This window comes from Pseudomonas sp. PDM21 (assembly GCF_014852505.2).
GTDB lineage: Bacteria > Pseudomonadota > Gammaproteobacteria > Pseudomonadales > Pseudomonadaceae > Pseudomonas.
The window spans coordinates 4,977,581-5,002,628 of the sequence record NZ_CM181223.1 but is presented as its reverse complement, the minus strand read 5'-3'; the positions used below and the strand labels follow the sequence as shown (position 1 = coordinate 5,002,628).

Annotated in this window: 30 protein-coding genes and 2 tRNA genes; 23 read left to right on the top strand and 9 right to left on the bottom strand. The window is 63.5% G+C overall.

Going from position 1 to position 25,048, the window contains the following annotated elements; translation table 11 throughout:
- The first annotated feature begins 31 nt into the window (after positions 1–31).
- The 11 genes from ybgC (at position 32) to nadA (ending at position 8,325) form a co-directional block, all read left to right on the top strand.
- Positions 32–478, top strand: coding sequence for a tol-pal system-associated acyl-CoA thioesterase (ybgC, locus tag IB275_RS23000; protein WP_081520161.1), 447 nt, complete (start codon positions 32–34; stop codon positions 476–478).
- A gap of 1 nt (position 479) precedes the next feature.
- Complete coding sequence (gene tolQ, locus IB275_RS22995; protein WP_045210353.1) at positions 480–1,175, top strand: protein TolQ; 696 nt, start codon at positions 480–482, stop codon at positions 1,173–1,175.
- A 24-nt stretch (positions 1,176–1,199) separates the two neighbouring features.
- Complete coding sequence (tolR, locus tag IB275_RS22990) at positions 1,200–1,664, top strand: protein TolR (protein ID WP_081520162.1); 465 nt, start codon at positions 1,200–1,202, stop codon at positions 1,662–1,664.
- Positions 1,661–2,713 (top strand): cell envelope integrity protein TolA, encoded by a 1,053-nt coding sequence (tolA, locus tag IB275_RS22985; protein WP_192291376.1) that lies wholly within the window; start codon positions 1,661–1,663, stop codon positions 2,711–2,713. Before tolR ends, tolA begins: the two co-directional genes overlap by 4 nt.
- Positions 2,710–4,008, top strand: coding sequence for a Tol-Pal system beta propeller repeat protein TolB (gene tolB / locus IB275_RS22980; RefSeq protein WP_192291374.1), 1,299 nt, complete (start codon positions 2,710–2,712; stop codon positions 4,006–4,008). The genes tolA and tolB overlap by 4 nt, the downstream gene beginning before the upstream one ends.
- 52 nt (positions 4,009–4,060) lie before the next feature.
- On the top strand, positions 4,061–4,567 hold the full coding sequence (pal, locus tag IB275_RS22975; protein ID WP_017522099.1) for a peptidoglycan-associated lipoprotein Pal: 507 nt from the start codon (positions 4,061–4,063) through the stop codon (positions 4,565–4,567).
- A 6-nt stretch (positions 4,568–4,573) separates the two neighbouring features.
- Entirely contained in the window at positions 4,574–5,416 is an 843-nt protein-coding gene (gene ybgF, locus IB275_RS22970) for a tol-pal system protein YbgF (RefSeq protein WP_192291372.1), read from the top strand.
- A 197-nt stretch (positions 5,417–5,613) separates the two neighbouring features.
- Positions 5,614–6,261: a 7-carboxy-7-deazaguanine synthase QueE gene (queE, locus tag IB275_RS22965; protein ID WP_192291370.1), complete on the top strand. Its 648-nt coding sequence runs from the start codon at positions 5,614–5,616 to the stop codon at positions 6,259–6,261.
- A gap of 37 nt (positions 6,262–6,298) precedes the next feature.
- Positions 6,299–6,973 (top strand): 7-cyano-7-deazaguanine synthase QueC, encoded by a 675-nt coding sequence (gene queC / locus IB275_RS22960; RefSeq protein ID WP_192292515.1) that lies wholly within the window; start codon positions 6,299–6,301, stop codon positions 6,971–6,973.
- A gap of 59 nt (positions 6,974–7,032) precedes the next feature.
- Positions 7,033–7,108 (top strand) — tRNA-Lys (locus IB275_RS22955).
- A 158-nt stretch (positions 7,109–7,266) separates the two neighbouring features.
- A complete protein-coding gene (gene nadA, locus IB275_RS22950) occupies positions 7,267–8,325 on the top strand; it encodes a quinolinate synthase NadA (RefSeq protein ID WP_192291368.1) in 1,059 nt (352 codons plus the stop codon).
- 62 nt (positions 8,326–8,387) lie between these two features.
- Here nadA and IB275_RS22945 read toward each other — a convergent pair whose 3' ends face one another.
- Positions 8,388–9,824, bottom strand: a complete 1,437-nt coding sequence (locus IB275_RS22945; protein WP_192291366.1) for a M48 family metalloprotease — start codon at positions 9,822–9,824, stop codon at positions 8,388–8,390.
- 226 nt (positions 9,825–10,050) lie between these two features.
- On the opposite strand from IB275_RS22945, the gene IB275_RS22940 reads away from it, so the two are divergent.
- Together IB275_RS22940 and IB275_RS22935 are read left to right on the top strand one after the other, a co-directional pair.
- Entirely contained in the window at positions 10,051–10,302 is a 252-nt protein-coding gene (locus IB275_RS22940) for a sulfurtransferase TusA family protein (protein WP_192291364.1), read from the top strand.
- Positions 10,303–10,356: 54 nt separating this feature from the next.
- Positions 10,357–11,436, top strand: a complete 1,080-nt coding sequence (locus IB275_RS22935) for an AI-2E family transporter (protein ID WP_192291362.1) — start codon at positions 10,357–10,359, stop codon at positions 11,434–11,436.
- Between the two features lie 52 nt (positions 11,437–11,488).
- Here IB275_RS22935 and IB275_RS22930 read toward each other — a convergent pair whose 3' ends face one another.
- Entirely contained in the window at positions 11,489–11,959 is a 471-nt protein-coding gene (locus IB275_RS22930) for a peroxiredoxin (RefSeq protein ID WP_192291360.1), read from the bottom strand.
- 25 nt (positions 11,960–11,984) lie between these two features.
- Positions 11,985–12,542, bottom strand: coding sequence for a glycine cleavage system transcriptional repressor (locus IB275_RS22925; protein ID WP_192291358.1), 558 nt, complete (start codon positions 12,540–12,542; stop codon positions 11,985–11,987).
- Between the two features lie 171 nt (positions 12,543–12,713).
- On the opposite strand from IB275_RS22925, the gene dapA reads away from it, so the two are divergent.
- The 5 genes from dapA (at position 12,714) to IB275_RS22900 (ending at position 16,418) form a co-directional block, all read left to right on the top strand.
- Positions 12,714–13,592, top strand: a complete 879-nt coding sequence (dapA, locus tag IB275_RS22920; RefSeq protein ID WP_045210343.1) for a 4-hydroxy-tetrahydrodipicolinate synthase — start codon at positions 12,714–12,716, stop codon at positions 13,590–13,592.
- 13 nt (positions 13,593–13,605) lie between these two features.
- Positions 13,606–14,796: an NlpB/DapX family lipoprotein gene (bamC, locus tag IB275_RS22915; protein ID WP_192291356.1), complete on the top strand. Its 1,191-nt coding sequence runs from the start codon at positions 13,606–13,608 to the stop codon at positions 14,794–14,796.
- Positions 14,735–15,493 carry an MBL fold metallo-hydrolase gene (locus tag IB275_RS22910; RefSeq protein ID WP_192291353.1) on the top strand — a complete coding sequence of 253 codons (759 nt, stop codon included), beginning with the start codon at positions 14,735–14,737 and terminating at the stop codon, positions 15,491–15,493. Before bamC ends, IB275_RS22910 begins: the two co-directional genes overlap by 62 nt.
- A gap of 29 nt (positions 15,494–15,522) precedes the next feature.
- On the top strand, positions 15,523–16,233 hold the full coding sequence (purC, locus tag IB275_RS22905; RefSeq protein ID WP_192291351.1) for a phosphoribosylaminoimidazolesuccinocarboxamide synthase: 711 nt from the start codon (positions 15,523–15,525) through the stop codon (positions 16,231–16,233).
- Between the two features lie 95 nt (positions 16,234–16,328).
- Positions 16,329–16,418: transfer RNA gene (locus tag IB275_RS22900), tRNA-Ser, on the top strand.
- An 86-nt stretch (positions 16,419–16,504) separates the two neighbouring features.
- On the opposite strand, the gene IB275_RS22895 is transcribed toward IB275_RS22900, so the two are convergent.
- From IB275_RS22895 to IB275_RS22885, 3 genes are all read right to left on the bottom strand, one after another.
- Entirely contained in the window at positions 16,505–16,873 is a 369-nt protein-coding gene (locus tag IB275_RS22895) for a hypothetical protein (RefSeq protein ID WP_192291349.1), read from the bottom strand.
- A gap of 98 nt (positions 16,874–16,971) precedes the next feature.
- Positions 16,972–17,319 (bottom strand): carboxymuconolactone decarboxylase family protein, encoded by a 348-nt coding sequence (locus tag IB275_RS22890; RefSeq protein ID WP_017522075.1) that lies wholly within the window; start codon positions 17,317–17,319, stop codon positions 16,972–16,974.
- A 143-nt stretch (positions 17,320–17,462) separates the two neighbouring features.
- Positions 17,463–17,945 carry a GreA/GreB family elongation factor gene (locus IB275_RS22885; RefSeq protein WP_192291347.1) on the bottom strand — a complete coding sequence of 161 codons (483 nt, stop codon included), beginning with the start codon at positions 17,943–17,945 and terminating at the stop codon, positions 17,463–17,465.
- Positions 17,946–18,069: 124 nt separating this feature from the next.
- On the opposite strand from IB275_RS22885, the gene IB275_RS22880 reads away from it, so the two are divergent.
- Positions 18,070–18,513 (top strand): hypothetical protein, encoded by a 444-nt coding sequence (locus IB275_RS22880; RefSeq protein ID WP_192224089.1) that lies wholly within the window; start codon positions 18,070–18,072, stop codon positions 18,511–18,513.
- A 6-nt stretch (positions 18,514–18,519) separates the two neighbouring features.
- On the opposite strand, the gene IB275_RS22875 is transcribed toward IB275_RS22880, so the two are convergent.
- Entirely contained in the window at positions 18,520–18,975 is a 456-nt protein-coding gene (locus IB275_RS22875) for an RcnB family protein (protein ID WP_192224090.1), read from the bottom strand.
- A gap of 264 nt (positions 18,976–19,239) precedes the next feature.
- Here IB275_RS22875 and IB275_RS22870 point away from each other — a divergent pair, with 264 nt between their 5' ends.
- The 4 genes from IB275_RS22870 (at position 19,240) to IB275_RS22855 (ending at position 22,595) form a co-directional block, all read left to right on the top strand.
- Entirely contained in the window at positions 19,240–19,608 is a 369-nt protein-coding gene (locus IB275_RS22870; RefSeq protein ID WP_045210335.1) for an MbcA/ParS/Xre antitoxin family protein, read from the top strand.
- The gene (locus IB275_RS22865) at positions 19,609–20,373 is read left to right on the top strand and encodes an RES family NAD+ phosphorylase (RefSeq protein WP_192291345.1); all 765 of its coding nucleotides are present in this window, start codon (positions 19,609–19,611) and stop codon (positions 20,371–20,373) included.
- A 77-nt stretch (positions 20,374–20,450) separates the two neighbouring features.
- Complete coding sequence (locus tag IB275_RS22860) at positions 20,451–20,660, top strand: hypothetical protein (protein WP_139791670.1); 210 nt, start codon at positions 20,451–20,453, stop codon at positions 20,658–20,660.
- Positions 20,661–21,230: 570 nt separating this feature from the next.
- Positions 21,231–22,595 (top strand): DNA recombination protein RmuC, encoded by a 1,365-nt coding sequence (locus IB275_RS22855; RefSeq protein ID WP_192292511.1) that lies wholly within the window; start codon positions 21,231–21,233, stop codon positions 22,593–22,595.
- Between the two features lie 126 nt (positions 22,596–22,721).
- Here the strand turns inward: IB275_RS22855 and IB275_RS22850 are convergent, their stop codons facing one another.
- Positions 22,722–24,068 carry an NAD(P)/FAD-dependent oxidoreductase gene (locus tag IB275_RS22850; protein WP_192291343.1) on the bottom strand — a complete coding sequence of 449 codons (1,347 nt, stop codon included), beginning with the start codon at positions 24,066–24,068 and terminating at the stop codon, positions 22,722–22,724.
- 87 nt (positions 24,069–24,155) lie between these two features.
- Entirely contained in the window at positions 24,156–25,046 is an 891-nt protein-coding gene (locus IB275_RS22845) for a metal-dependent hydrolase (protein ID WP_192291341.1), read from the bottom strand.
- Positions 25,047–25,048: the final 2 nt, after the last annotated feature.

Here is a 25,048-nt window from a genome sequence, read left to right as displayed (position 1 = left end):
GATTGGCAAAGTCTTTACTTGGTTCTAGAGTATGCGCGCGCAACACGGGGGTCAGCCGTTCCAGCAGCGGTATCGGGTCTATTACGAGGACACCGATGCCGGCGGCATCGTCTACTACGTCAACTACCTCAAGTTCATGGAGCGGGCTCGTACCGAGCGGCTGCGTGATCTGGGCTTCGCCCAGTCACAGCTGGCGGGGGAGAACCTGCTTTTCGTCGTTCATTCGGCTGAGGCGCGCTATCACGCGCCGGCCCGTCTGGATGACGAGCTGCTCGTCAGCGTCGAGGTGGAGGAGTTGAACCGTGCGAGCCTGAAGTTTCGTCAACAGGTTCGACGGGCGTCGGATTCGACCTTGCTCTGCGAGGGGCGATTCCTGGTGGCGTGCGTGCGGGCGGACAACCTGAAACCCCGCGCTATCCCAGATGTGTTGCGTGCGGCATTTGCCGGCAGTCCGGACACCCTTTCAGCAGGAGATTAACGTGGAACCGAACGTCGTCGACCATACTTCCATGTGGAGCTTGATCAGTAACGCCAGCGTCGTGGTACAGCTGGTGATGCTGACCCTGGTGGCCGCATCGGTCACTTCCTGGATCATGATTTTCCAGCGCAGCAACATGATGCGCTCGGCGAAGAAGGCCCTGGAAACTTTCGAAGAGCGCTTCTGGTCGGGCATTGACCTGTCCAAGCTCTATCGTCAGGCGGGCAGCAACCCCGATCCGGATTCGGGGGTCGAGCAGATCTTCCGTGCCGGCTTCAAGGAGTTCTCCCGTCTGCGCCAGCAGGCTGGCGTTGACCCGGATGCGGTGATGGAAGGCGTATCCCGCGCGATGCGCGTCGCCATTTCCCGTGAGGAAGAGAAGCTGGAAACCAGCCTGCCGTTCCTCGCCACTGTTGGTTCCACCAGCCCGTACATCGGTCTGTTCGGCACCGTGTGGGGCATCATGAACTCCTTCCGTGGCCTGGCCACCGTGCAGCAGGCCACCCTCGCCACCGTGGCGCCGGGTATTGCCGAAGCACTGATCGCCACCGCCATCGGCCTGTTCGCGGCCATCCCCGCGGTCATCGCCTACAACCGTTTCGCCGCCCGCTCGGAAATGCTCATCGGTCGCTACTACACCTTCGCCGACGAGTTCCAGGCGATCCTGCACCGCAAAGTGCACACCAGCGACGATTGATCGACGACCAAGAGGTAAGCCGTCATGGCAAGAGTTCGTCACAAGCGCAAGCCGGTCGCGGAAATGAACGTGGTGCCCTACATCGACGTGATGTTGGTACTGCTGGTCATTTTCATGGTGACCGCGCCCATGCTCAACCAGGGCGTCAAGGTCGACCTGCCCAAGGTTTCCAGCGAAGCGCTGCCGCAGGATAACGATTCCCGCGTGCTCACCATCTCCATCAAGGCCGACAAGACCTACTACTGGAACATGGGCTCCGAAGTGGACCCGGATCAGGGCAAGGCCAGCCAGACTGCCGTTGACCTCGACCAGCTGGTGACCGCGGCTACCGCGATCATGGCGCAAAACAGCAGTCAGGGTAAGAAAGTCCAGGTCTTCGTCCGTGGGGACAAGGCAGTCGACTATGGCTCTGTCATGGCCGTCATGGGCGGTCTGCAGAAAGCCGGAGTCGGCAACGTCGGTCTGATTACCGAGGCACCAGGTAGTTGATGCACCAGCTCGAGCGCTCTCAATCGGAAGGCTACTTCTGGCCAACGGTCCTGGCCGTGGCTCTGCACGTCCTGATCTTCGCCATGCTGTTCGTCAGCTGGGCCAGTACGCCTGAACTGCCGCCTTCGCGGCCGATCGTCCAGGCTACGCTGTACCAGCTGAAGTCCAAGAGCCAGGCGACCCAGCAGACCAACCAGAAGATAGCCGGCGAGGCGAAGAAGACTTCGGCCAAGCAGTACGAGCAGGAGCAGCTCGAGCAGAAGAAGGCTGAGCAGCAGGCATTGGCTGCTGCGAAAGCCGAGGAACAAAAGAAGGCCGATGCAGCTCAAAAGGCTGCAGATGCCGCCGAGAAAGCCGCTGAAGCCAAGAAGGCAGACGACGCCAAGAAGGTGGCCGATGCTGCCGCAGCCGCCAAGAAAGCGGCTGAGGCCAAGGCTGCCGAGCAGAAACAGCAGGCGGATATCGCCAAGAAGAAAGCCGAGGAAGAGGCCAAGAAAGAGGCCGCTGAAGAGGCGAAGAAGAAAGCTGCCGAGGAGGCCAAGAAGAAGGCCGCCGAGGACGCGAAGAAAAAAGCCGCCGCGGATGATGCCAAGAAGAAGGCTGCCGCGGTCGAGGCTGCGAAGAAGAAGGCTGCTGCAGCCGCTGCCGCAGCCCGCAAGGCCACGGAAGACAAGAAGGCCCAGGCGCTGGCCGACCTGCTGTCCAACGACACGCAACGGCAACAGGCCCTGGCCGACGAGCAAGGTGACGAGGTGGCGGGCAACTTCGACGATCTGATCGTCAGCCTGGTGAGCCAGCAGTGGAGTCGTCCTCCTTCAGCTCGTAACGGAATGAGCGTAGAAGTGCTGATTCAGATGCTGCCGAGCGGAGCCATCACCGGCGTAAGCGTAACCCGCTCCAGTGGTGACAAGCCGTTCGACGATTCGGCGGTGGCAGCGGTCAAAAACGTGGGCCGTGTTCCCGAACTGCAAAAACTGGATCGTGCCACTTTCGATAGCCTGTATCGTCAGCGCCGAATGGTCTTCAAACCGGAGGATTTAGATCTGTGAGTACCCTGATTCGCTTCGCGCTCTTCGCCCTGGCCCTGGTGGCCGGCGCAGCGCAGGCCGCCGACCCGCTGGTGATCTCCAGCGGTCGTGACTCGGCCGTCCCGATCGCCGTGGTTCCGTTCGGCTGGCAGGGCGGCAACGTCTTGCCCGAAGACATGTCGAACATCATCGGCAGCGACCTGCGCAACTCCGGTTACTTCGAGCCGATCCCGCGCCAGAACATGATCAGCCAGCCGGCCCAGGCCAGCGAAGTGATCTATCGCGACTGGCAGGCCCTCGGTGCGCAGTACGTCCTGGTCGGCAGCATCGTCCCCAGTGGCGGCCGCCTGCAGATCCAGTACGCCCTGCTCAACGTGGCGACCCAGGAACAAGTGCTGACTGGCAGTGTGGGTGGCACCACCGACCAGCTGCGCGACATGTCGCACTATATCGCCGACCAGTCGTTCGAGAAGCTCACCGGCATCAAGGGGGCGTTCTCCACCAAAATGCTCTACGTGACCGCAGAGCGCTTCTCGGTGGACAACACCCGCTACACCCTGCAGCGCTCCGACTATGACGGCGCCCGCCCGGTGACCCTGCTGCAGTCGCGCGAGCCGATCCTCTCGCCGCGCTTCTCGCCCGATGGCCGTCGCATCGCCTACGTGTCCTTCGAGCAGAAGCGTCCGCGCATCTTCATGCAGTACGTCGACACCGGGCGCCGCGAGCAGATTTCCAACTTCGAAGGCCTCAATGGCGCCCCGGCCTTCTCGCCGGACGGCAATCGCCTGGCCTTCGTGCTGTCGCGTGACGGCAACCCGGAAATCTACGTGATGGACTTGGGCAGCCGCCAGCTGCGTCGCCTGACCAACAACTCGGCGATCGACACTGAACCCTTCTGGGGCGCGGACGGCTCGACCCTGTACTTCACCTCGGACCGGGGCGGCAAGCCGCAGATCTACAAGATGAACGTGAACTCGGGCGCTACCGACCGCGTGACCTTCATCGGCAACTACAACGCCAACCCGAAACTGTCGGCGGACGAGAAGACCCTGGTCATGGTTCACCGCCAGGACGGTTTCACCAACTTCCAGATCGCGGCGCAGGACCTTCAGCGCGGTAATCTCCGGGTACTTTCCAACACCAACCTGGATGATTCGCCCACTGTTGCGCCAAATGGCACGATGCTAATATATGCCACCCGCCAGCAGGACCGGGGCGTGTTGATGCTCGTGAGCATCAACGGACGTGTTCGGTTACCGCTACCCACCGCTCAAGGCGACGTGCGCGAGCCTTCCTGGTCCCCTTACCTGAACTGACGGTTGCCAACTGTTTCAAATTTATACACTGGGGTTCATTAGGAGTTACATGATGGAAATGCTGAAATTCGGCAAATTTGCCGTTATCGCCCTCGCCATGGCTGTTGCCGTCGGCTGTTCGTCCAAGAAAGGCGATGCTACTGGCGAAGGCGCCAATGGCGGCGTTGATCCGAACGCTGGCTACGGCGCAAACAGCGGTGCCGTTGACGGCTCCCTGAGCGACGAAGCCGCTCTGCGCGCTATCACCACCTTCTACTTCGAGTACGACAGCTCCGACCTGAAGCCGGAAGCCATGCGTGCCCTGGACGTACACGCCAAGGACCTGAAAGGTTCCGGCCAGCGCGTAGTCCTGGAAGGTCACACTGACGAGCGCGGCACCCGCGAGTACAACATGGCTCTGGGCGAGCGTCGTGCCAAGGCCGTTCAGCGCTACCTGGTACTGCAGGGCGTTTCCCCGGCTCAGCTGGAACTGGTTTCCTATGGCAAAGAGCGTCCGGTTGCCACTGGCCACGACGAGCAGTCCTGGGCCCAGAACCGCCGCGTTGAGCTGAAGAAGTAAGACCTGATGCCGATGCGCCTGCGTTTTCTGACCTTGATCGCATGCGGACTGCCCCTCATGGCGGCAGCCGCGGTTCCGGTACAGGACGGTAATGGTGGCTACGCCAGCACACCGCCCTCGGGTTATGGCACCGCAGGCGCCGATGGCGCCTACGCCGGAGGCGGGATGACTACTCCCGTCTCCGGTCAGGCTCAGCTGTTCATGCAGCTGCAGCAGATGCAGGACGAGATGTCCCGTCTGCGCGGTATGCTCGAAGAGCAGCAGAACCAGATCCAGCAAATGAAGCAGGAAAACCAGGAACGCTTCCAGGACATCGACAGCCGCCTTTCCAGCGGTGCAGGTGCGGGAGCGGCCGGTGCTGCTGTTCAACAGGATTCCTCCGCTGCCGGCGCCAGTGCCGGAGCTGCCGCTGGAGCTGGTGTTGCTGCCGCCCAGCAACAGCAGCCCGCTGCCAGCAGCGAGCCGGGTGACCCGGCAAAAGAAAAGCTTTACTACGACGCCTCCTTCGACCTGATCAAGGCGAAGGACTTCGACAAGGCCAGCCAGGCCTTCGGCGCCTTCCTGCGCAAGTACCCGAACAGCCAGTACGCTGGCAACGCACAGTACTGGCTCGGTGAAGTGAACCTCGCCAAGGGCGACCTGCAGGGCGCAGGCCAGGCTTTCGCACGTGTCAGCCAGGCTTACCCGAGCAGCGCCAAGGTGCCGGATTCGCTGTACAAGCTCGCCGATGTCGAGCGTCGCCTGGGCAATACCGACAAGGCCCGTGGCATCCTTCAGCAGGTCGTGGCCCAATATCCGGGTACTTCCGCCGCCCAGTTGTCCCAGCGTGATCTGAAGAATCTGAAGTAAGCTCCCGATTCCATCTTGTGAAAACCCGCGCTAGTCGCGGGTTTTTTCGTTAGAATTCCCGCCCCCGGAAAGCAACAGTGGTTTCAGCTCGGCTGATGTCTGCTGTGTCCGGGATTGCCGGGCGCCCAGCGAGCGCGCCCACGACTCCAACGCAACGGAGGCGGATGGTCTGTGTAGCCGTCACGCCCGTGGCTGATATGCAACAGACCCTGCGCATCACCGAGATTTTCTACTCGTTGCAGGGGGAGACGCGCACCGCCGGCTTGCCGACTGTGTTCGTTCGCCTGACCGGCTGTCCCCTGCGCTGCAATTACTGCGATACCGCCTATGCCTTCAGTGGCGGCGAAATCCTGTCCCTCGACGCCATCCTTGACCAGGTTGCCCGGTACCGCCCGCGCTACGTCTGCGTGACCGGCGGCGAACCCTTGGCCCAGCCCAATTGCATCCCGCTGCTCGAGCGCCTGTGCGATGCCGGCTATGAGGTTTCGCTGGAAACCAGTGGTGCGCTGGACATTGCCGCCACCGACCGCCGTGTCAGCCGCATCCTCGACCTGAAGACTCCGGGCTCCGGGGAAGGGGCGCGCAATCGCTACGAGAACATCGGTGAGCTGACTTCCAACGATCAGGTGAAGTTCGTTATCTGCTCCCGCGAGGACTATGACTGGGCGGTGTCCAAGCTGATCGAGTACCGCCTGGAGCAACGGGCCGGCGAGGTGCTGTTCTCGCCCAGCCACCGCGAAGTGAACGCGCGTGCGCTGGCCGACTGGATCGTCAGCGACAACTTGCCGGTGCGCCTGCAGCTGCAGTTGCACAAGATTCTCTGGAACGACGAGCCGGGCCATTGAGCGCGGAGGAGACCTTCTCATGTCCATCAATCCATCCATGACCGACAAGAAAGCCGTAATCCTGCTCTCCGGTGGCCTGGATTCCGCGACCGTGGTCGCCATGGCCAGGGCCGAAGGGTACGACTGCTACACCATGAGCTTCGACTACGGCCAGCGTCACCGTGCCGAGCTGCAGGCAGCCGAGCGCGTGGCGCGCCAGCAGGGAGTGATCGAGCACAAGGTTATCGGCCTCAACCTGAATGGCATTGGTGGCTCGGCGCTGACTGACAGCAGCATCGACGTGCCCGAGGCACCGAGCGAAGGGATTCCGGTGACCTACGTGCCGGCGCGCAACACCGTGTTCCTGTCCCTCGCTCTGGGTTGGGCGGAGGTGCTGGGCGCTCGGGATATCTTCATCGGCGTGAACGCCGTGGACTATTCCGGCTACCCGGATTGCCGCCCGGAGTTCGTCGAAGCCTTCGAGCGCATGGCCAATCTGGCGACCAAGGCCGGCGTGGAGGGTGACGGCTTCCGTATCCAGGCGCCACTGCAGTTCCTTTCCAAGGCGCAGATCATCGAGGCGGGCATCGCCCGGGGCGTGGATTACGGCCTGACGGTTTCCTGCTATCAGGCCGATGATGAGGGGCGTGCGTGCGGTAAATGCGACAGCTGCCGACTGCGTTCCGAGGGCTTTTTGGCCGCGGGAATTTCCGACCCTACGCGGTATTTCTGAAAAAAGTTTTCGAAGGGTGTTGTTTTTGCGTTAGAAATCAGTATTATACGCCCCACGTTGGGTCGTTAGCTCAGTCGGTAGAGCAGTTGGCTTTTAACCAATTGGTCGTAGGTTCGAATCCCACACGACCCACCAACATGTAAGACAAAAGCCCCGTGATCGAAAGGTCACGGGGCTTTTGCCATGTGCCGGAAAAAGTCCGCCGTATGGCCATCCACGGTGCACCGCGTCGTAAGGTGGTGGTGATAAAATCGCCGGCATAATCAGACCGTGCCTGTTGAGGTTTTCACACGATGTCCCAGATTTCCGAACGCCTGCTGGTCCAGGCCCATCTGGCGGCGAAGCAGCCGCGGGTGTTGAGTGCGCAGGAAGAGGCTGACTACCGTGCGGCCATCGCCGCCGAGCTGAAGGCGCAGAACGCCGTGCTCGTTGCGCACTACTACTGCGACCCGGTGATCCAGGCGCTGGCCGAAGAGACCGGCGGCTGCGTTTCCGACTCGCTGGAAATGGCCCGCTTCGGCAACCAGCATTCGGCGCAGACCGTGGTGGTGGCGGGTGTTCGCTTCATGGGCGAGACCGCAAAGATCCTCAACCCGGAAAAGCGCGTGCTTATGCCGACCCTGGAGGCGACCTGCTCGCTGGACCTGGGTTGCCCGGTGGAAGAGTTCTCCGCTTTCTGCGACCAGCACCCCGAGCGCACCGTGGTGGTTTACGCGAATACCTCGGCGGCTGTGAAGGCGCGCGCCGACTGGGTGGTGACGTCCAGTTGCGCGGTGGAAATCGTCGAGCACCTGATGGATAACGGCGAGCCGATCCTCTGGGCGCCGGACCAGCACCTGGGCCGCTACATCCAGCGCGAGACCGGCGCCGATATGCTGCTCTGGGACGGTGCCTGCATCGTTCACGAGGAGTTCAAGGCCAAGCAACTGGAGGACCTCAAGGCGATCTACCCGGACGCCGCGATTCTGGTGCACCCGGAGTCGCCGGAAGCGGTGGTGGACCTGGCCGATGCCGTGGGCTCCACCAGCCAGCTGATCAAGGCCGCACAAACGCTGCCGAACAAACGCTTCATCGTCGCCACCGACCGCGGCATTTTCTACAAGATGCAGCAGCTGTGCCCGGACAAGGAGTTCATCGAAGCGCCCACTGCCGGCAACGGCGCGGCTTGCCGCAGCTGTGCGCACTGCCCTTGGATGGCCATGAACACCCTGGAGCGTACCCTGGCGTGCCTGAAGGAAAGCTCGGGTGAAATCTTCGTCGACCCGGCGTTGATTCCCAAGGCGATCAGGCCGCTCAAGCGCATGCTCGACTTCACCCAGGCGGCGAAGCTGAAGCTGGCGGGCAATGCCTGATGCGCTGGCGTAAATGAAAAAGCCCGGCCAATGCCGGGCTTTTTCATGGGTGGGAGAAGGGCTCAGCGGCCCATCATTTCCTTGAGGACACGCTCCTGGTCGCGGAACTCCTGCTGGCGGGCATCCAGGCGTGCGGCCAGGGTGAAGTTGCCGCCGGCGCGACGCTTGGCGAAGTCCAGCTGCTCGATCGCCTGCTTGTAGTCGCCGGTGAGCGCGTAGTACTCCGCGCGGGCCTGGTACACGCCAATGGCGTTGCCGCTCAGGGTGCAGGCATCGGCGAGGCGGTTCCACACGTCCGGGTCCAGCGGGCGGCGCTGGGACAGCTTGAACAGTGTCTTCTCGGCGTCGGCGGCGCGGTTGGTCTTCATCATCAGGTCGGCGTTGGCCTGGATCAGCGGGTAGCTGTCAGGGTACTGGCCGAGCATCTTCTGCACCCGCGCCTGGGCGTCGGGCAGCTTGTTGGCGGTGATGTCGAGATCGGACATGGCCAGGTTGTAGCTGATGTCGTTGGGCGCCTTGGCCAGCAGTTGCTGGAGGTTGCTGCGGGCCTCGTTCAGCTGGCCGATCTTGGTCTGCGACAGGGCAAGGCCGTAGCGAGCGGCGTCGTTCTTCGGGTCTTCGTCGAGCTGCGCGCGGAACTGCTTGCTGGCCATGCCCGGGGTGTCCTCGAACATCTGCTGGACGCGGGCGCGCATCAGCTCATAGCGCAGCGAGTCTTCCTTGCCGCCCTTGGGGTATTGCTCGGCGCGATTGCGGGTGTCGGCGATACGCGATTCGGTGACCGGGTGAGTCAGCAGGAATTCCGGCGGCTTGCCCTCGTAGCGGTACTGGCGGGCCAGGCGCTCGAACATGTTGGGCATGGAGCGCGGGTCGTAGCCGGCGCGGACCATGGTGGCAACCCCGACCCGGTCGGCTTCCTGTTCGTTCTGCCGGGAGAAGCGCAGCTGGTTCTGGATGGCCGCGGCCTGGGTGCCGGCGATGGCGGCGATACCGGCGTCACCGGCGCCTGCGGCGGCGGCGACGATGCCGGCCAGCATGGCGGCCATCACCGGAATCTGCATGCGCTGCTGCGCCTCGATGCCGCGGGCGAAGTGACGCTGGCTCAGGTGGCCGAGTTCGTGCGCCAGTACCGCGATGTACTCGCCTTCGGTCTGGGCGTAGATGAACAGGCCGCCGTTGACGCCGACCACGCCGCCAGGGGCGGCGAAGGCGTTGATCTGTTTGTCTCGAATCAGGATGAACGCCAGGCGGTGGTCCTGCAGTTCGCTGGACTCGGCCAGGCGGTAGACGCTGGACTCGACATAGTCCTTGAGTTGCGGATCGTTGAGCGTGTCGACCTGATTGCGCAGCATGCTCAGCCAGGCGCGGCCGAGCTGGAATTCCTGCTCCGGGGAGACGATGGACGAGCTGGCGTCCCCCAGGGAAGGCAGGTCGTCCGCCAGGGCCGGCATGGCGAAGGCGATAGCGAGCGACAGCAGGGCAGGGCGGAGTACTTTCATGTACACGAGGCTCGTTCCGAGAAAGGCTCTACTTTAGCCGCAGGCTAACGCCTATGCCTAGTTTGCAGGGCGGAAGTGCGGCGCAATTCGAAACGGGTATTTCCGCTTCGCTTCCGTTTTAACCCCCGAGGCTGACGGCTTGATTAATGATCGACGTCCTGGCCGGGCCTGGTTACTTTTCCAACGCTTTCGGTATTCTTGGGCGCCCTGACCGGAGTTCGTTTCGATGTCCGATACCACGCCGTCCGTCCCCGTCTGTGACGCGGAGCTGGACGCCAGCGGTCTCAATTGTCCGTTGCCGCTGCTCAAGGCCAAGCTCGAGCTGAATCGCCTTCCCAGCGGCGCGGTGCTCAAGGTGATCGCCACCGATGCTGGCTCCCAGCGCGACTTCCGCGTTTTCGCCGATCTTGCCGGGCACTCGCTGCTGCATGAAGAGGTCGAAGCCGGCGTCTATCGCTACTGGCTGCGCAAGAAGTAGCCCCCGATCGCGGGTAACCGCGACGTTACCCCATTCGTTTCGCAGGTTTCGTTGATGCTCAAGGTTTTGCAGGACTGGATGCAGCGCTATTTCTCCGACGAGGAGGCGATAGTGCTGGCGGTCATTCTCGGACTGGGATTCACCGTCATCCTGGCCTTCGGCGGGATGCTCGCGCCGGTGCTGGCGGCGATGGTCATTGCCTTCCTGATCCAGGGCATGGTCGGCGTGCTGGAGCGCCTGCGCGTGCCACACCTGTTCGCGGTGTGGCTGGTCTATTCGTTGTTCCTCGGGCTGCTCGCGGTGTTCCTGCTGGTGCTGGTGCCGCTGCTGTGGAAGCAGCTGTTCACTCTGTTCAACGAGCTGCCTGGCATGCTCGGCGAGTGGCAGGCGACCCTGCTGATGCTACCCGAGCGCTACCCGGACATGGTCACCGAGGAGCAGGTGCTGCACACCGTCGAGGCGGCGCGCAGCGAGCTTGGACAGTTGGGCCAGTGGGCACTGACCTTTTCCCTGTCGGGGCTGCCGGTGGTGGTCAACATCATGATCTACCTGGTGCTGGTGCCGATCCTGGTGTTCTTCTTCCTCAAGGATCGCCGCCGCTTCTACCACTGGTTCCGTCGCTACCTGCCGCGCGAGCGCGGGCTGATGAAGCAGGTGTGGAACGAGATGAACCAGCAGATCGCCAACTACATCCGTGGCAAGGTCATCGAGATATTCATAACCGGCGTGGCGACCTACATCGCTTTCGCGGTGCTGGGGCTCAACTACGCGGCGCTGCTCGCGCTGCTGGTCGGCCTGTCGGTGGTGGTGCCTTACATCGGCGCGGTGGTGGTCACCGTGCCAGTGGCGATGATCGCGCTGTTCCAGTGGGGCTGGAGCGACCAGTTCATCTACCTGATGGCCGTCCACGCGATCATCCAGGCGCTGGATGGCAACGTGCTGGTGCCGCTGCTGTTCTCCGAAGCGGTGAACCTGCACCCGGTGGCAATCATCTGCGCGGTGCTGCTGTTCGGGGGGCTGTGGGGCTTCTGGGGCGTGTTCTTTGCCATCCCGCTGGCGACCCTGGTGAAGGCCGTGCTGGATGCCTGGCCGCGACAGCCGCCTTTGGAACCGCAAGTCAGCCCGATGATGTAAACGAAAAAGGCCGCTGATCAGCGGCCTTTTTCATTGAAGCTGGCTCAGCGGATTACGGGTTCAGCTCTTGAGCGGCGGCGAGCACGGCGTCCACGTGCCCAGGCACTTTCACGCCGCGCCACTCTTGGCGCAGCACGCCCTTGGCGTCGATCAGGAAGGTGCTGCGGTCTACGCCCATGTATTCCTTGCCGTAGAGCTTCTTCAGCTTGATTACGTCGAACAGCTGGCAGACAGCCTCATCCTTGTCGCTGATCAGCTCGAAGGGGAAGCACTGCTTGGCCTTGAAGTTCTCATGGGACTTGATGCCATCGCGGGAGACGCCGAACACCAGGGTGTTGGCCTTGGCGAAGTCCTCGATCTTGTCGCGGAAGCCCTGGCCTTCGGTGGTACAGCCGGGGGTGCTGTCCTTGGGGTAGAAGTACAGGACGATCTGCTTGCCCTTGAGTTCGGACAGGCGGAATTCGACGCCGCTGGTGGCCGGGGCCTGGAAATCGGCGACGGGCTTGTTCAGTTCGACTGCCATTGGGATTTTCTCCTTGGGAGCATCCTTACGGATGCTGCGGACGCCAGGGTTCGATCAGCGCATCCAGGTTCAGCGCATCGGCGAAGTCGAGGAACTGATCGCGCAGCCAGCTGATCTGGGTGCCGGCCGGCAGCGTCACGGTAATGGTGGCGTTGAGCATGCTGGTGTTGGTGTGCGGCGCCTGGTAGGTGTCGCAGGTGAGGTTCTCCAGCTCGATGTTGTGGTCGATGAAGAACTGGCACAGCTCGTTGAGGATGTCCGGGCGATAGACGGCGCTGACATAGGCCACGTAGGGCAGGGCCTGGGCGCGGGTAACGTGGACATTGCTGCGGGTGACGCTGAGGGTGAAGCCGTGGCGCTTGGCCAGGGGCGGCAGGCCGCCTTCCAGACGGGCCAGTGCGTCCCAGCTGCCGGAGATCTGCAGGATCAGTGCGCTGAACTCGCCGTGACGGGTCAGGCGGCTGCTGACCACCGAGCAGCGGTTGTCGACGCAGGTGCGGCACAGCACGCTGGTCAACTCCATCGGGTTCGGGCCCAGAGCACTGATCAGAAGGAATTGTTCACGAGGGTGAGAGGCGGACATGCAGCTTTCCTGGGAGTGGCGGCCAAGCGGGCCGCATCGACAAAGGAGAAAGGGTAGCGAAAAGCGCCGATGAGGGGAATGTCTGACCGCTCGCGGGTCGCTGCGTCACCTTGTGCGTGGCCGGTGGCGACAGTACCATTACGGCTTTCTTTTTCCGGCAGGAGCGGTTGCATGATTGCGGGCAGTATGGTGGCGCTGGTCACCCCCTTCGATGCTCAGGGTCGACTGGATTGGGACAGCCTCGCCAAGCTGGTGGACTTCCACCTGCAGGAAGGCACCAATGCCATCGTAGCGGTCGGCACCACGGGTGAATCGGCCACTCTGGACGTGAACGAACACCTGGACGTCATCCGTCGCGTCGTCGACCAGGTCAACGGCCGTATCCCGGTCATCGCCGGTACCGGCGCCAACTCCACCCGCGAAGCCGTCGAGCTGACCGAGGCTGCCAAGTCTGGCGGTGCCGACGCCTGCCTGCTGGTGACCCCGTACTACAACAAGCCGACCCAGGAAGGCCTGTACCAGCACTTCCGCCACATCGCCGAAGCCGTGGCCATCCCGCAGATCCTCTACAACGTGCCGGGCCGTACCGCCTGCGACATGCTGCCCGAGACCGTCGAGCGCCTGTCCAAGGTACCGAACATCGTCGGCATCAAGGAAGCCACCGGCGACCTGCAGCGCGGCAAGGAAGTACTGGATCGCGTCGGCAAGGACTTCCTCGTCTATTCCGGTGACGACGCCACCGCCGTCGAGCTGATGCTGATGGGCGGCAAGGGCAACATCTCGGTGACCGCCAACGTCGCCCCGCGCGCCATGAGCGACCTCTGTGCCGCCGCCATGCGTGGCGATGCCGCCGCTGCCCGCGCCATCAACGATCGCCTGATGCCACTGCACAAGTCGCTGTTCATCGAATCCAACCCCATCCCGGTCAAGTTCGCCCTGCACGAAATGGGGCTGATTCCAGAGGGCATCCGCCTGCCTCTGACCTGGCTCAGCCCGCGCTGCCACGAACCGCTGCGTCAGGCCATGCGCCAGACCGGCGTCCTGGCTTAAGGAGCTCCCTCGCATGAAGCGACTGGCAGGACTGACTGCGCTCGCCCTGGTTATCGGCAACACCTCCGGCTGCGGCTGGCTGTGGGGCCCGGAAGGCTACTTCCGCGACCGGGGTGACGATTACCTCAACGCCCGCGAAACCGCACCGATGAAGGTGCCCGAGGGCATGCAGAGCAAGCAGCTCGACCCGCTGCTGCCGATTCCGATGAACGTCGCCACCAGCACCGAGAAGGAAGGCGAGTTCGAAGTGCCGCGTCCGCAGCCGCTGTCCGGCGCCGGCGAAGTCAGCGACTTCAGCCTGCAGAAGAGCGGCGACTCGCGCTGGCTGGTTGCCCAGCGTCCGCCGGCCGAAGTCTGGCCGGTCGCTCACCAGTTCTTCCAGGACAACGGCTTCTCCATCGCCAACGAACGTCCGCAGACTGGCGAATTCAGCACCAACTGGCAGCCGCTGTCGCAGCTCTCCGCGCCCCTGGCGCGTCGCCTGAGCAGCCGTGTGTCGGGCGTCGAGCCTGACAGCGAAGCGCGCGTTCGCGTGCGTATCGAGCCAGGCGTGCAGACCAACACCAGTGAAGTCTACGTGCTGAGTGAAACCCGCCCGGCCGGCAGCACCGCCACTGGCGATTGGCCGACCAAGCCGGCCGTGCCGAGCCTGGACGCCGCGCTGCTCGACGAAATGATCGCCAGCATGGCCACCAGCGCCGAGAAGGGCGGCTCCGTCTCCCTGCTCGCCGCGCACTCGGACTACGACACCCCTGGCGCTGTCCAGCTGAACAATGACGGCAGCGGCAACCCGGTGTTGACCGTCGATTCCGATTTCGACCGTGCCTGGGTCAGCGTCGGCCGTGCGCTGGATCGTGCCGACATCCGTGTCGACGACCTCAACCGCAGCCTGGGCGTGTACTACGTCAACATCGCCGAAGGCGCGAAGAAGAAGGACGAAGACAAGCCTGGCTTCTTCAGCCGCCTGTTCGGCGGTGGTGAGAAGACCAAGGAAGAAGAGGACGCCAAGGCCCAGCGCTACCAGGTTCGCCTGACCAGCGTGAGCAACACCGTCCAGATCACCGTCGACAAAGACATCAACACCTCCGCACCGGCTGACGTGGCGCAGGGTGTGTTGGAAAAACTCCAGGAGAGTATGCGGAATGCACTTCGCGGTCCTGGGGAGCGGAAGCCGGGGCAATTCGGCCTTGGTGAGCAGTTCTGACACCCGGATACTGATCGATTGCGGCTTCCCGCTACGTGAAACCATCCGCCGTCTGGCACGCCTGGGCGTAGAGCCCGGGCAGCTGGACGCGGTACTGGTCACGCACGAGCACTCCGATCACATCAACGGCGTCGAACTGCTGGCCCGGCACCATCGAATACCCGTGTATCTCAGCGCTGGCACCCTGCAGGGAATGCGCAAGCCGGTGACACCGGCGGGGCTGCTCAAATGCGGCGACCGCCTGGTACTGAAAGACCTGGAAGTCACTGCGGTGAGCGTCTCCCACGATGCGCGGGAGCCCCTGCAGTACGTGTTTTCCGATGGCCGGAAGCGCTTTGGCCAGCTCACCGATCTGGGGGCTGCCACGGCGCAGGTGCTGGAATGCTATCGTGGCCTCGATGCGTTGATCATCGAGGCGAATCACGATACCGACATGCTGGCCCGCGGTCCGTATCCCTACCCACTCAAGGTCCGTGTAGGCGGACAGTGGGGACATTTGAACAACCGGCAGGCCGCCGAACTTGTGGCGCAGCTGGGCTGGGAAAGTTTGCAGCACCTGGTGCTGGCGCATCTCAGCGAAAAGAACAACTCGCCGCATCTGGCCCGGCAAAGCTTCGTCGACACCCTCGGGTGCGACCCGGACTGGCTGCAGGTAGCCGATCAGCATTCTGGACTCGACTGGCGCACCATCGCCTGAGCCCACCCCCTAAGCAAGCGGAGCCCATCATGGAAAAACGCGAAGAACTCTATCGCGGCAAGGCCAAATCGGTTTACACCACCGATGACGCCGACCGCCTCGTCCTGCTGTTCCGCAACGACACCTCGGCGTTCGACGGCAAGCGCATCGAGCAGCTTGATCGCAAAGGCATGGTGAACAACAAGTTCAACGCCTTCATCATGCAGAAGCTCGAGGCCGCCGGCATTCCGACCCAGTTCGACGCCCTGCTGTCGGACAACGAAGTGCTGGTCAAGAAGCTCGCCATGATTCCGGTCGAGTGCGTCGTGCGCAACTACGCTGCGGGCAGCCTGGTGCGCCGCCTGGGTGTGGAAGAGGGCCTTCAGCTCACTCCGCCGACCTTCGAACTGTTCCTGAAGAACGACGCCCTGGGTGACCCGTTCATCAACGAATCCCACGTCCAGGCCTTCGGCTGGGCGACCCTGGAGCAACTGGCCGAAATGAAGGCCTATTCCTTCAAGGTCAACGAAGTGCTGAACAAGCTGTTCGACGACGCCGGCCTGCTGCTGGTGGACTTCAAGCTCGAGTTCGGCCTGTTCCACGGCAAGATCGTTCTGGGCGACGAGTTCAGCCCGGACGGCTGCCGCCTGTGGGACAAAGAGACCCGCAAGAAGATGGACAAAGACCGCTTCCGCCAGGGTCTGGGTGACGTCATCGAAGCCTACGAAGAAGTCGCCCAGCGCCTCGGCGTACCGCTCTGATCCCACCCGTGCACGCAAGCGTCTGATACCACGCGAAAAAATCCTGAATAAGGGCTTCGCCTTCAGGCTTCAAGCTGGTATCATGCGCGCCGCACGGAGAGATGCCGGAGTGGCCGAACGGGACGGATTCGAAATCCGTTGAACTGGCAACAGTTCCTAGGGTTCAAATCCCTATCTCTCCGCCATTACATATGGCCGAAGCCCCTGAAATTCCTAGAATTTCAGGGGCTTTGTCTTTTCTGCGTCCGGAAAATCCCCGCCCTTCGCTCCATTACCCGCAATACCCATCCATCTTCTGCCGATTCCCCTCCGTGGGGTTCGCCTGGTACTGCTGCCGCCAGAACTGGCACGGCGCGCTGTTGAAGCGCTTTTCCTGCTCCGATTTCTCCACTTGTCGATTCTGCTGTTCCTGCGTGGCCTGCTGGCGTTGCAGGTACTGCCGGAACATCTCTTCGTTACTGCGCGCTGGCGGGGGACTGGTCGAAGTTTCCGCAGATGGTTGCGCGAGGCGGGTGACGACGGCGGTCGGAAGGTCGGGCCAGATCAGCCAGGCGGTGGCGGCGACGGCCAGGCAGCCGAGCCAGATGCCGGCGGCTATGGCGAGGGTGAGTTTCCAGAATCCGAGGGTGGGCTGCGACATGGGCTGAGGCATTGGCTGGCTATGCCCCACTGATAACTCATCTGAGCCCTGAAGGGAAAGGGGCAAGCCCGCGGCGCTGGGGCGTCGCGGGCGGGTGCTCACTTCGGAGCGGCGGCAGACTCGTAGGCTTCCAGGGCGCGCAGGGAGTAGATGTAAGCGGCGCCGGCATTAAGGGAAATGGCGGTGGCCAGGGTCTGGGCGATCTCGGCTTCGGTGGCGCCGGCCTTGCGCGCGGCTTCGGCATGCACGCCGATGCAGCCGTCGCAGCGGGTGGTGATGGCCACGGCGATGGCGATCAGTTCGCGGGTCTTGGCATCCAGAGCGTCGCCGTCAGCGGCAGCAGCTTCCAGGGCCTGGTAGGCAGCGATCATCTTCGGGTGTTTCTTGCCCAGGGCGCCGAAGGCTTTCTTCACGGCGGGGACGTACTCGGACCAGTTGAACAGCATGGTGCTTCTCCTTGAGGCCGGGAGGGATGGGGTGTGGCCTTGAAGCTTAGTCTGTGTCAGCCGGCGTGCGGTGTATTGTCTGTTCCGCTCAGATTTTTCATCGATGCGCTCGGTTTCTACAGAGCTTTCGCGCGCATGGCCTGTCAACAGGCGTCGAGGATTTCGTAGCGTTGGCGGGCGCTGCCGGTGCCCACTTCCACCTCGTCTCCGGGATGGCGGTGGAGCAGGGCGTTACCCAGCGGTGCGCGGGTAGTGATGACGAGGATTTCGCAGCCTTCGAAGTGCACCTTGAGGCCGGCGCCATCCGGGCCGATGAAGACCCAGCGCTGCTGGTCGTGCTCGTTGACCAGCTGCACCAGAGCGCTGGTCTGTATGCCCTGTTCTTCGTCGAAGTCGCGCAGTTGCAGGTTCTCGAACAGCGCCAGGGCGTGGCGGATCTCCTCCACGCGGCGCGACTGGCCGGCGGCGAGGTAGGCCGCTTCCAGGCCGAGGGTGTCGTACTTGTTCTCGGCGATGTTCTCCTCATGGGTCGCGGTTTCGTGGGCCGTCTGTGCGGCGCGCACGGCGATCTCCAGGTCTTCGGCGAGGCGGGCGAGGATCAGTTGGTAGGCGCGTTTCTTGTCCATGGCGACAGGCTGGAAATAAAGGCGCCTATCCTAGGGGCTTTGCCAGGCCGTGCGAAGGAGCTTTCAAGATTTTCCTGTGGTGGCCGATACATCGGCTGAATTCCCGGAACAAAGGACATCCGGCATGAGTCTTTCCATCACCCCTGCCATCCAGACTTTTGCCACCCAGCTACGGGTGGCAAGCGATGCTGGTGCATCGGCTGGAACTGCCAATGAAAGCGCCGGCAGCAATACCGAAAGCCCGCGTCTGCAGGCTGGCGGCACGGCACCGAGCGGCAAGAGCAGCAAGAGTTCCGGCAGTTCCGGAAGCTCCAGCACGGCGGTCGAGCAATTACAGAAGCGCCTTAAGGAATTGCAGAAGCAGTTGCAGCAGGAGCAGCGCGAGCTGGCCGAGGCGCAGCAGCGTCATTACTCCTCGGAGGCCGAGCGGACCGCTGCGCTGATGGCGCTGCAAAGCCGCATCGCCAGCACCAGCGCCGCCATGCAGCAGACTGCTGCTGCGCTGGCCGAGGCGATCCGCAAGGCCGGTGGCAGTGGCGCCGGCTCGATGGTCAGTGCCAGCGCCTGAGGTGAATCAGTAACCGCTGAGGATGTTGACGATCACGCCGCTGGCAATGGCGACCAGAATGTAGTCGCCGTTGACGTACAGCCAGCGATGGTCGCGCGGCGGGGCGTACAGGTGGCGAGCGTGCCAGTCGGTGACCCAGTAGCGGTCGCCGCGATAGTTCGGCTCCACGACCACACCGCGGCGCCAGTCGCGATGAGGCACCGGCATGCCGGCCTGCGGACGGAAGTCCGGGTTGCGATAGGCATGGGCGTTGTGCTGGACGGGGCGTGCCTGCTGGTTGTAGCCGCCCTGTGGCGCGCGCTGCGGCTGCGGCTGCTGGTGCTGCTGTTGCGGCCCGCGGTTGTCCTGCCGGTTCGAGCCGTTGTTCGGGCCATTGTCCGGACCAGGGCCGGGCTGGGCGAAACTGGCCAGCGGGCTGCCAAGCATCAGGGCAGCACAGAGCAGGGCGACGGACTTCTTCATGGTGTTCTCCTGGCGCAACCGCAACGGCGGTGCGTATTTCTGCTTTCATCGTCCCGGACGATCCGGGTATTTCATCTGACCGCAGTGCTGCGTCAATGAGTGCCAAGGCTAAGTAAATGTCTGGTAAAGAGTTTTTCCAGTTTGTCAGCTTGTGGATACAAAGCCGGGCATGAGTCGCCGGCAGACGGCTGCGTCCTTTCGTCTTTGTGCATATTCAGCATTTAATGGTATGTTTGCAGCAAATGCACTGGATGGAGTTTCGCCATGAGCGCTCTGCTGAAGGAAAACCCGGTCGCCGATGCCGTCCTGGCGAAGGCAGTACTGACTGCCCGCGAACACCTGGCAATGACCCAGCAGGAACTGGCTGCCATCGTCGGTGTGGACCGCAGTGCAGTGAGTCGCTGGAAGCAGAACGGTCTGCGCGTGGACAGCAAGACCGGCGAACTGGCGCTGCTGCTGGTGCGCATTTACCGCGCGCTGTTCGCGCTGTTCGGCGGCAACCATGAAGACATGCGCCACTTCCTGCGCACCGAGAACCGCCACCTGGGCGGCGTGCCGTTGCAGTTGATGGAGCAGGTGCAGGGCCTGGTCGCGGTGGTCGAATACTTGGACGCCATCCGGGGCAAGGTCTGAATGTCCTTCGCAGCCGGCGCCCGTCTTTGGGCGAAGTATGAGGATTGGGTCGTCGCTCCCATTCGTGGGCGACTGGTACGTCTGGTGGAGAGCCAGGGCCAGGTAGCGACGTTGCAACTGGTGGACACCCTGGAGGAGCAGGCGCTGCTCGAGGAGTTGCTGGAGACCAGCAAACCGCGCATGCCGCCACCCGCCGAGCCGCTGCACTATCTATTGAAGACACCGTTCCGCTATCCACCGCTGCGCTGGGGCTCGCGCTTCGGCCGGCGGCATGAGCCGAGCCTGTTCTATGGCGCGCTCAAGCTGGAAACGGCCATGGCGGAGTCAGCCTTTTACCGCTTCGTCCTCTGGCAAGGGATGGCGACGCCGCCGCCCAGTGGGCGAATCCTTTCCGAGCATGCTTCGTTCGAGGCGCGTTTCCAGGTGCAGAAAGGCGTGCGCCTTCATCTGCCGCCGTTCCGTGAGCACGAGGCGCTGCTCGACCCGCAGGATTACAGCGTCACCCAAGGGTTGGGTAGCGCCATGCGCGATGCGGGTGTGGAAGCGTTCGAGTATCGCTCGGCGCGTTGCCCGCAAGGCGGTATCAATGTGGCGTTGTTCGTTCCCGCGGCGTTTACCGAGAAGCGTCCTCGGAACCTGATGCCGTGGCTGTGCGAGACGACTTCCGAGTACGTCGCCTTCAAGCATGCCCAGGTGCCCGACAGCCCGCGACTGTACCGGCGTGAGCAATACCTGGTGGATGGCAGGCTGCCGCATCCGGCCTGACCGTTCATCGTTTTGCCACTGTCGTGTCATGGTGAGCGGTGTATGTTTCGGGATGGCCAAGCAGGGAGCGCCAGACCATGGATATACGGATAGCCGTCCATCCCAGCGATGATCGTCGCTGGCGCGTGTACCTCAACCAGTTCTTCTACGACTGCAACAGCCGCAGTGCTGCCGAGCGCATTTATGCGCGGGTCAGCGCCGCCGAGCGGCAGTCGATTCAGCTTCCCGAACCACCCCGCATCGTCCGGCCGCAGCGACTGCCGCGCCGGCAGGTTCAGATCGCATGAAATTCTCCGGGTAACGGCGTCGGAAGACGGAGCTTCCGGCGCGCGCGTCGCCTGTGTTGAATGCACTGTCTGCCTGAGAATACTTCCTATCCACTGCCCTGAAACGGGGCGGTCGGCTGCTGCGTGGCGCGCACTTGTGCACAATGCTGACGCACTCTGTCAAGTCCCCGAAACATTGCAGTTGGCCACCCCGTGAATTTCCTTGCGTTTTTTAACTTATTGAAAAATAAAGGAAATTTCTATTGGTGAAAAAATCACCAATCTGTCACACGGCCCCAGTTCACTGGGGGTATGGGCTGTTTTAAGCAAGTTCTCCACTGAGTTATCCACAGCTTCTGTGGATTGTCCCGAGCGCTTGCTCAGGAGCCTTGTTCCAGGGCCTTTACAGCGGACGAGGGCTCATCGCGCGGGTGACTGTTAGACTGGCGCGATCCATTGCCACACCCGGAGCTCTGCATGCCCCTCGATCTTTCCGCTCTGTTGCTCGGTGCGCTCGCCGGATTGCTGCCCATGGCGGCGCTTGCCTGGCGTCTGCAGGCGCGCAGGGTGGAGGTGGAGCAGGAGGCAACCCTGTTGCGCGAGCGCCTGGCCACCGCGCAACTGGCACAGGACGGGCTGTCCGCCCAGGCCGAGGCGGATCGCGAGGCCTTCCAGCGCCTGAGCGGCCGGCATGGTGAGCTCTTCGCCGAGGCAGCGGCATTGCGTCGTGAGGTCGAACTGGGCAAGGACGAGCGCGCGCGCCTGGGTAACGCCGAGCAGGACTGGCAGGCCGAGCGTGCCGACAAGGAGGTCGAACTGCGCCGGCTCTCCGCCGAACATGCGGCGCTCTCGGCCGAGCTGCGCGAGCAGCAGGAAAATCACCAGCAGCGCCTGGGCGACCTGCAAGCGGCGAAGGATGACCTGCGTGCCCAGTTCGCCGAGCTGGCCGGGAAGATCTTCGACGAGCGCGAGCAGCGCTTTGCCGAGTCCAGCCAGCAGCGCCTCGGGCAGTTGCTCGACCCGCTGAAGGAACGCATCCAGTCCTTCGAGAAACGCGTGGAGGAGAGCTACCAGGCCGAGGCCCGCGAGCGCTTCTCGCTGACCAGGGAGCTGGAGCGCCTGCAGCAGCTGAACCTGCGCCTGGGCGAGGAAGCCACCAACCTGACCCGCGCACTGAAGGGCCAGAAGACCCAGGGCAACTGGGGCGAACTGGTGCTCGAGCGGGTGCTGGAGCATGCCGGCCTGGAAAAGGGCCGCGAGTACGAAACCCAGGTCAGCCTGCGTGCGCCGGACGGCGAGCGCTTCCAGCCTGACGTGCTGATCCGCCTGCCTGGCGACAAGCAGGTGGTGGTGGACGCCAAGGTCAGCCTGACGGCCTACCAGCAGTTCATCGCCGCTGATGACGACGTGATTCGCCAGCAGGCGCTCAAGGCGCACGTGCTGTCGCTGCGCAGTCACGTGAAGGGCCTGTCCGACAAGGATTACCGTCGCCTGGAGGGCCTGCACAGCCTCGATTTCGTGCTGCTGTTCATGCCGATCGAAGCGGCCTTCTCGGCGGCGCTGCAGGCCGAGCCGAACCTGTTCCAGGAGGCCTTCGAGCGCAACATCGTGATCGTCAGCCCGACCACCCTGCTCGCGACCCTGCGGGTGATCGACAGCCTGTGGCGCCAGGAGCGGCAGAACCAGAACGCCCGCGAGATCGCCGAGCGTGCCGGCGCGCTGTACGACAAGTTCGTGCTCTTCGTGCAGGACCTCGACGAGATGGGCACCCGCCTGCAGCAGCTGGACAAGACCTACGCGGCGGCGCGCAACAAGCTCTGCGAGGGGCGTGGCAACCTGATCAGCCGCGCCGAGCAGGTGAAACTGCTTGGCGCACGGGCCAGCAAGAGCCTGCCGACAGACTGGCTGGAGCGGGCACTGAGCGATGATGCGCCGCTGGTGGAAGAGGGCGAGTAACGCGGGCCTGCGTTATCGCCTGAACACTTGATCCTCCCTGCTGCAGGAGCGGCCTTGCCTGCGATCGCGCGCATGGAGCGTTCCTGTGGGGATAGCCGGTCACGAATATGCGCCGCAGGCAGCCCCTCAGAACAGCGAGTAGGGCTTGCCCGCCGTTCCATCAGCGAAGCGCCGCAGCCGGAAGGCATGCAGGTCCATTCCGGCTTCGCCCTTGTGAATCCACTGGCTCATCAACTGACCGACGATGGGCCCCATGGCGAAGCCATGGCCGCAGAAGCCGGTGGCGATCAGCAGGCCGGGCACTTCCGGCGGAGCGTCGAGCACCGGGATGCCGTCGGGCAGCACGTCGATCAGGCCGGCCCAGCTTTCCACCACCTTCACATCGCGCAGCGCCGGGAATGCCTTGGCGAGATTGGTCTGTGCCTGGAAGACGCGCGAGGTGTTCGCTTTCACCTGCGGATCACGCTCGCCGAGGACCGGGCCGTTCACGCTTCTTTCCGAGCCGGGCAGGCGCTGGCGCAGGTCGTGGAACAGCGCGCCATTGAGCTTGAAGGAGAAGCCCGCGCGGTGTTCCGGCAGGTGCGGCAGGTAATGTCTGGCATCGCGCAGATAGTCGAGATTCAGGTCGATGTCGGCCTGGGTTTCGTCGGCGAGGTTGATGCTGCCGTCGGCACGCTGGCGGAAGCCGATGCCGTGGCCGATGAAGCTCTGCGCGCCGACATCCGGGCCGGGGCTGGTGCGCGAGACGGTGCAGCGCACGGCCTGTTGCGGCAATGTCAGTCCTAGGCTCTGCACCAGGCGCCAACTGCTGGCACCGGCGCAAACCAGCAGCTGTCGGGTTTTCACATAGCCGCGCTCGGTCTGCACACCGCAGATGGCGCCGGCTGCGCGATCGATTCCAGTGACGCCGCAGCCTTCGACGAACACGGCACCGCGCTCGATGGCCCGCAGTGCGTAACCCGGAGCGACGCGGCGTGGCTCGGCCTGGCCGTCGTTGGCGGTATAGAGCGCGCCGCGGGCGGGATCGCTCAAGGCTGGCATCAGTTGTGCGACTTCCGCGCGGCCCAGCAGCCGGGTGCCGAGTCCGAAGTTGGCGGCGACCTTCAGCCAGTCCTCGTACTTGTGCTGCTGCTCCGGCGTTTCAGCCAGGTACAGACAGCCACCCTGACGCCATTCCAGCGGCAGTTGCAGCTGCTCTTCAAGTCGTTCCCACAGCGGGATCGCCGCCATCATCAGCGGCACTTCCGCCGGATCGCGCGCCTGCTGGCGGACGAAGCCCCAGGCGCGGGTGGACTGCTGGCTGGCGAGGCCGGTCTTGTCCAGCACCAGCACGCTCAGGCCAAGGCCGGCGAGCTGCCAGGCGGTGGCGCAACCCATGATGCCGCTGCCGGCGATGATCACGTCCACCTGCTCCGGCAGACGCTCCACGCGGGAGGACAGGGCGGAGTGAAGCGGGTAGGTTCCCATTGGCATACGCGGCATCCCTGAATCGAGTAACGGATGCCGCAGTATGCGATCGGCGCGCGCCGCGCATCCACTGCGCGGGCGCGCCGGCAGGCCTTACGAAGCGCGCGCGGCCCGGTTGGCTGCCGGCGAGCGGGCGAGGTAGTCCAGCGCTTCCTGGGTATTGGCCTCGTGGTCCGGGTGGTACCAGGGCTTGAAGTAGCGCAGGAAACTGGTGGCTACCGAGCTGATCTTCGGCAGCACGCCGGACTTCGAGCCGTCGCGCCAGATCGCCGCAAAGGAACGCGGCCGGGCGAGGCTCGGGTCCTGGCGCGACAGGGTTCGGGTGCCGAAGGCGAACAGGTAGATGATCAGCGGCCAGACCACGAACATCCACAGCTGGCGGCTGACGAAGGTCCCGCCCAGGTGTACGTGCAGGTCGTGCGCAACGTTGCGGTGCTCCACCTCTTCGGCGCCGTGCCAGCGGAACAGGTCCAGCAGCACCGGGTCGGCCTTGGCGCGGTCCAGCGCGTCGGCCTCCAGGATCCACTTGCCGAGTACGCAGGTGAAGTGCTCCACCGCCGCGACGATGGCGCAGCGCTGGCCGATCCACCAGCGCTTGAGCCAGGCCGTGCGATTGAACAGGGTAAGGCCCAGCGGCGTATCGCTGAGCAACTGCTCGAACAGGTAGTCCATGACCTTCAGGTAGCGCGTCGAGTCGATGCCGTGGTGGCTCAGGTAGCGTTCCAGCGCGCCGTTGTGGGCGCGGGCATGCATCGCCTCCTGGCGGATGAAACCCTGCACGTCGTCGCGCAGACGGCCTTCCTTCACGAAGGGCAGGGCCTTGTTGTACAGCCGGCAGAACCACAGCTCGCCGGCCGGCAACATCATGTGGATGACGTTGACGACGTGCGAAGCCTCGGGCTCGCCGGGAATCCAGTGCAGGGGCGAGTCGCTGTAGTCGAACTGCACCTTGCGTTGCACCAGCTTGTGATGAGGGTTGTTCATGG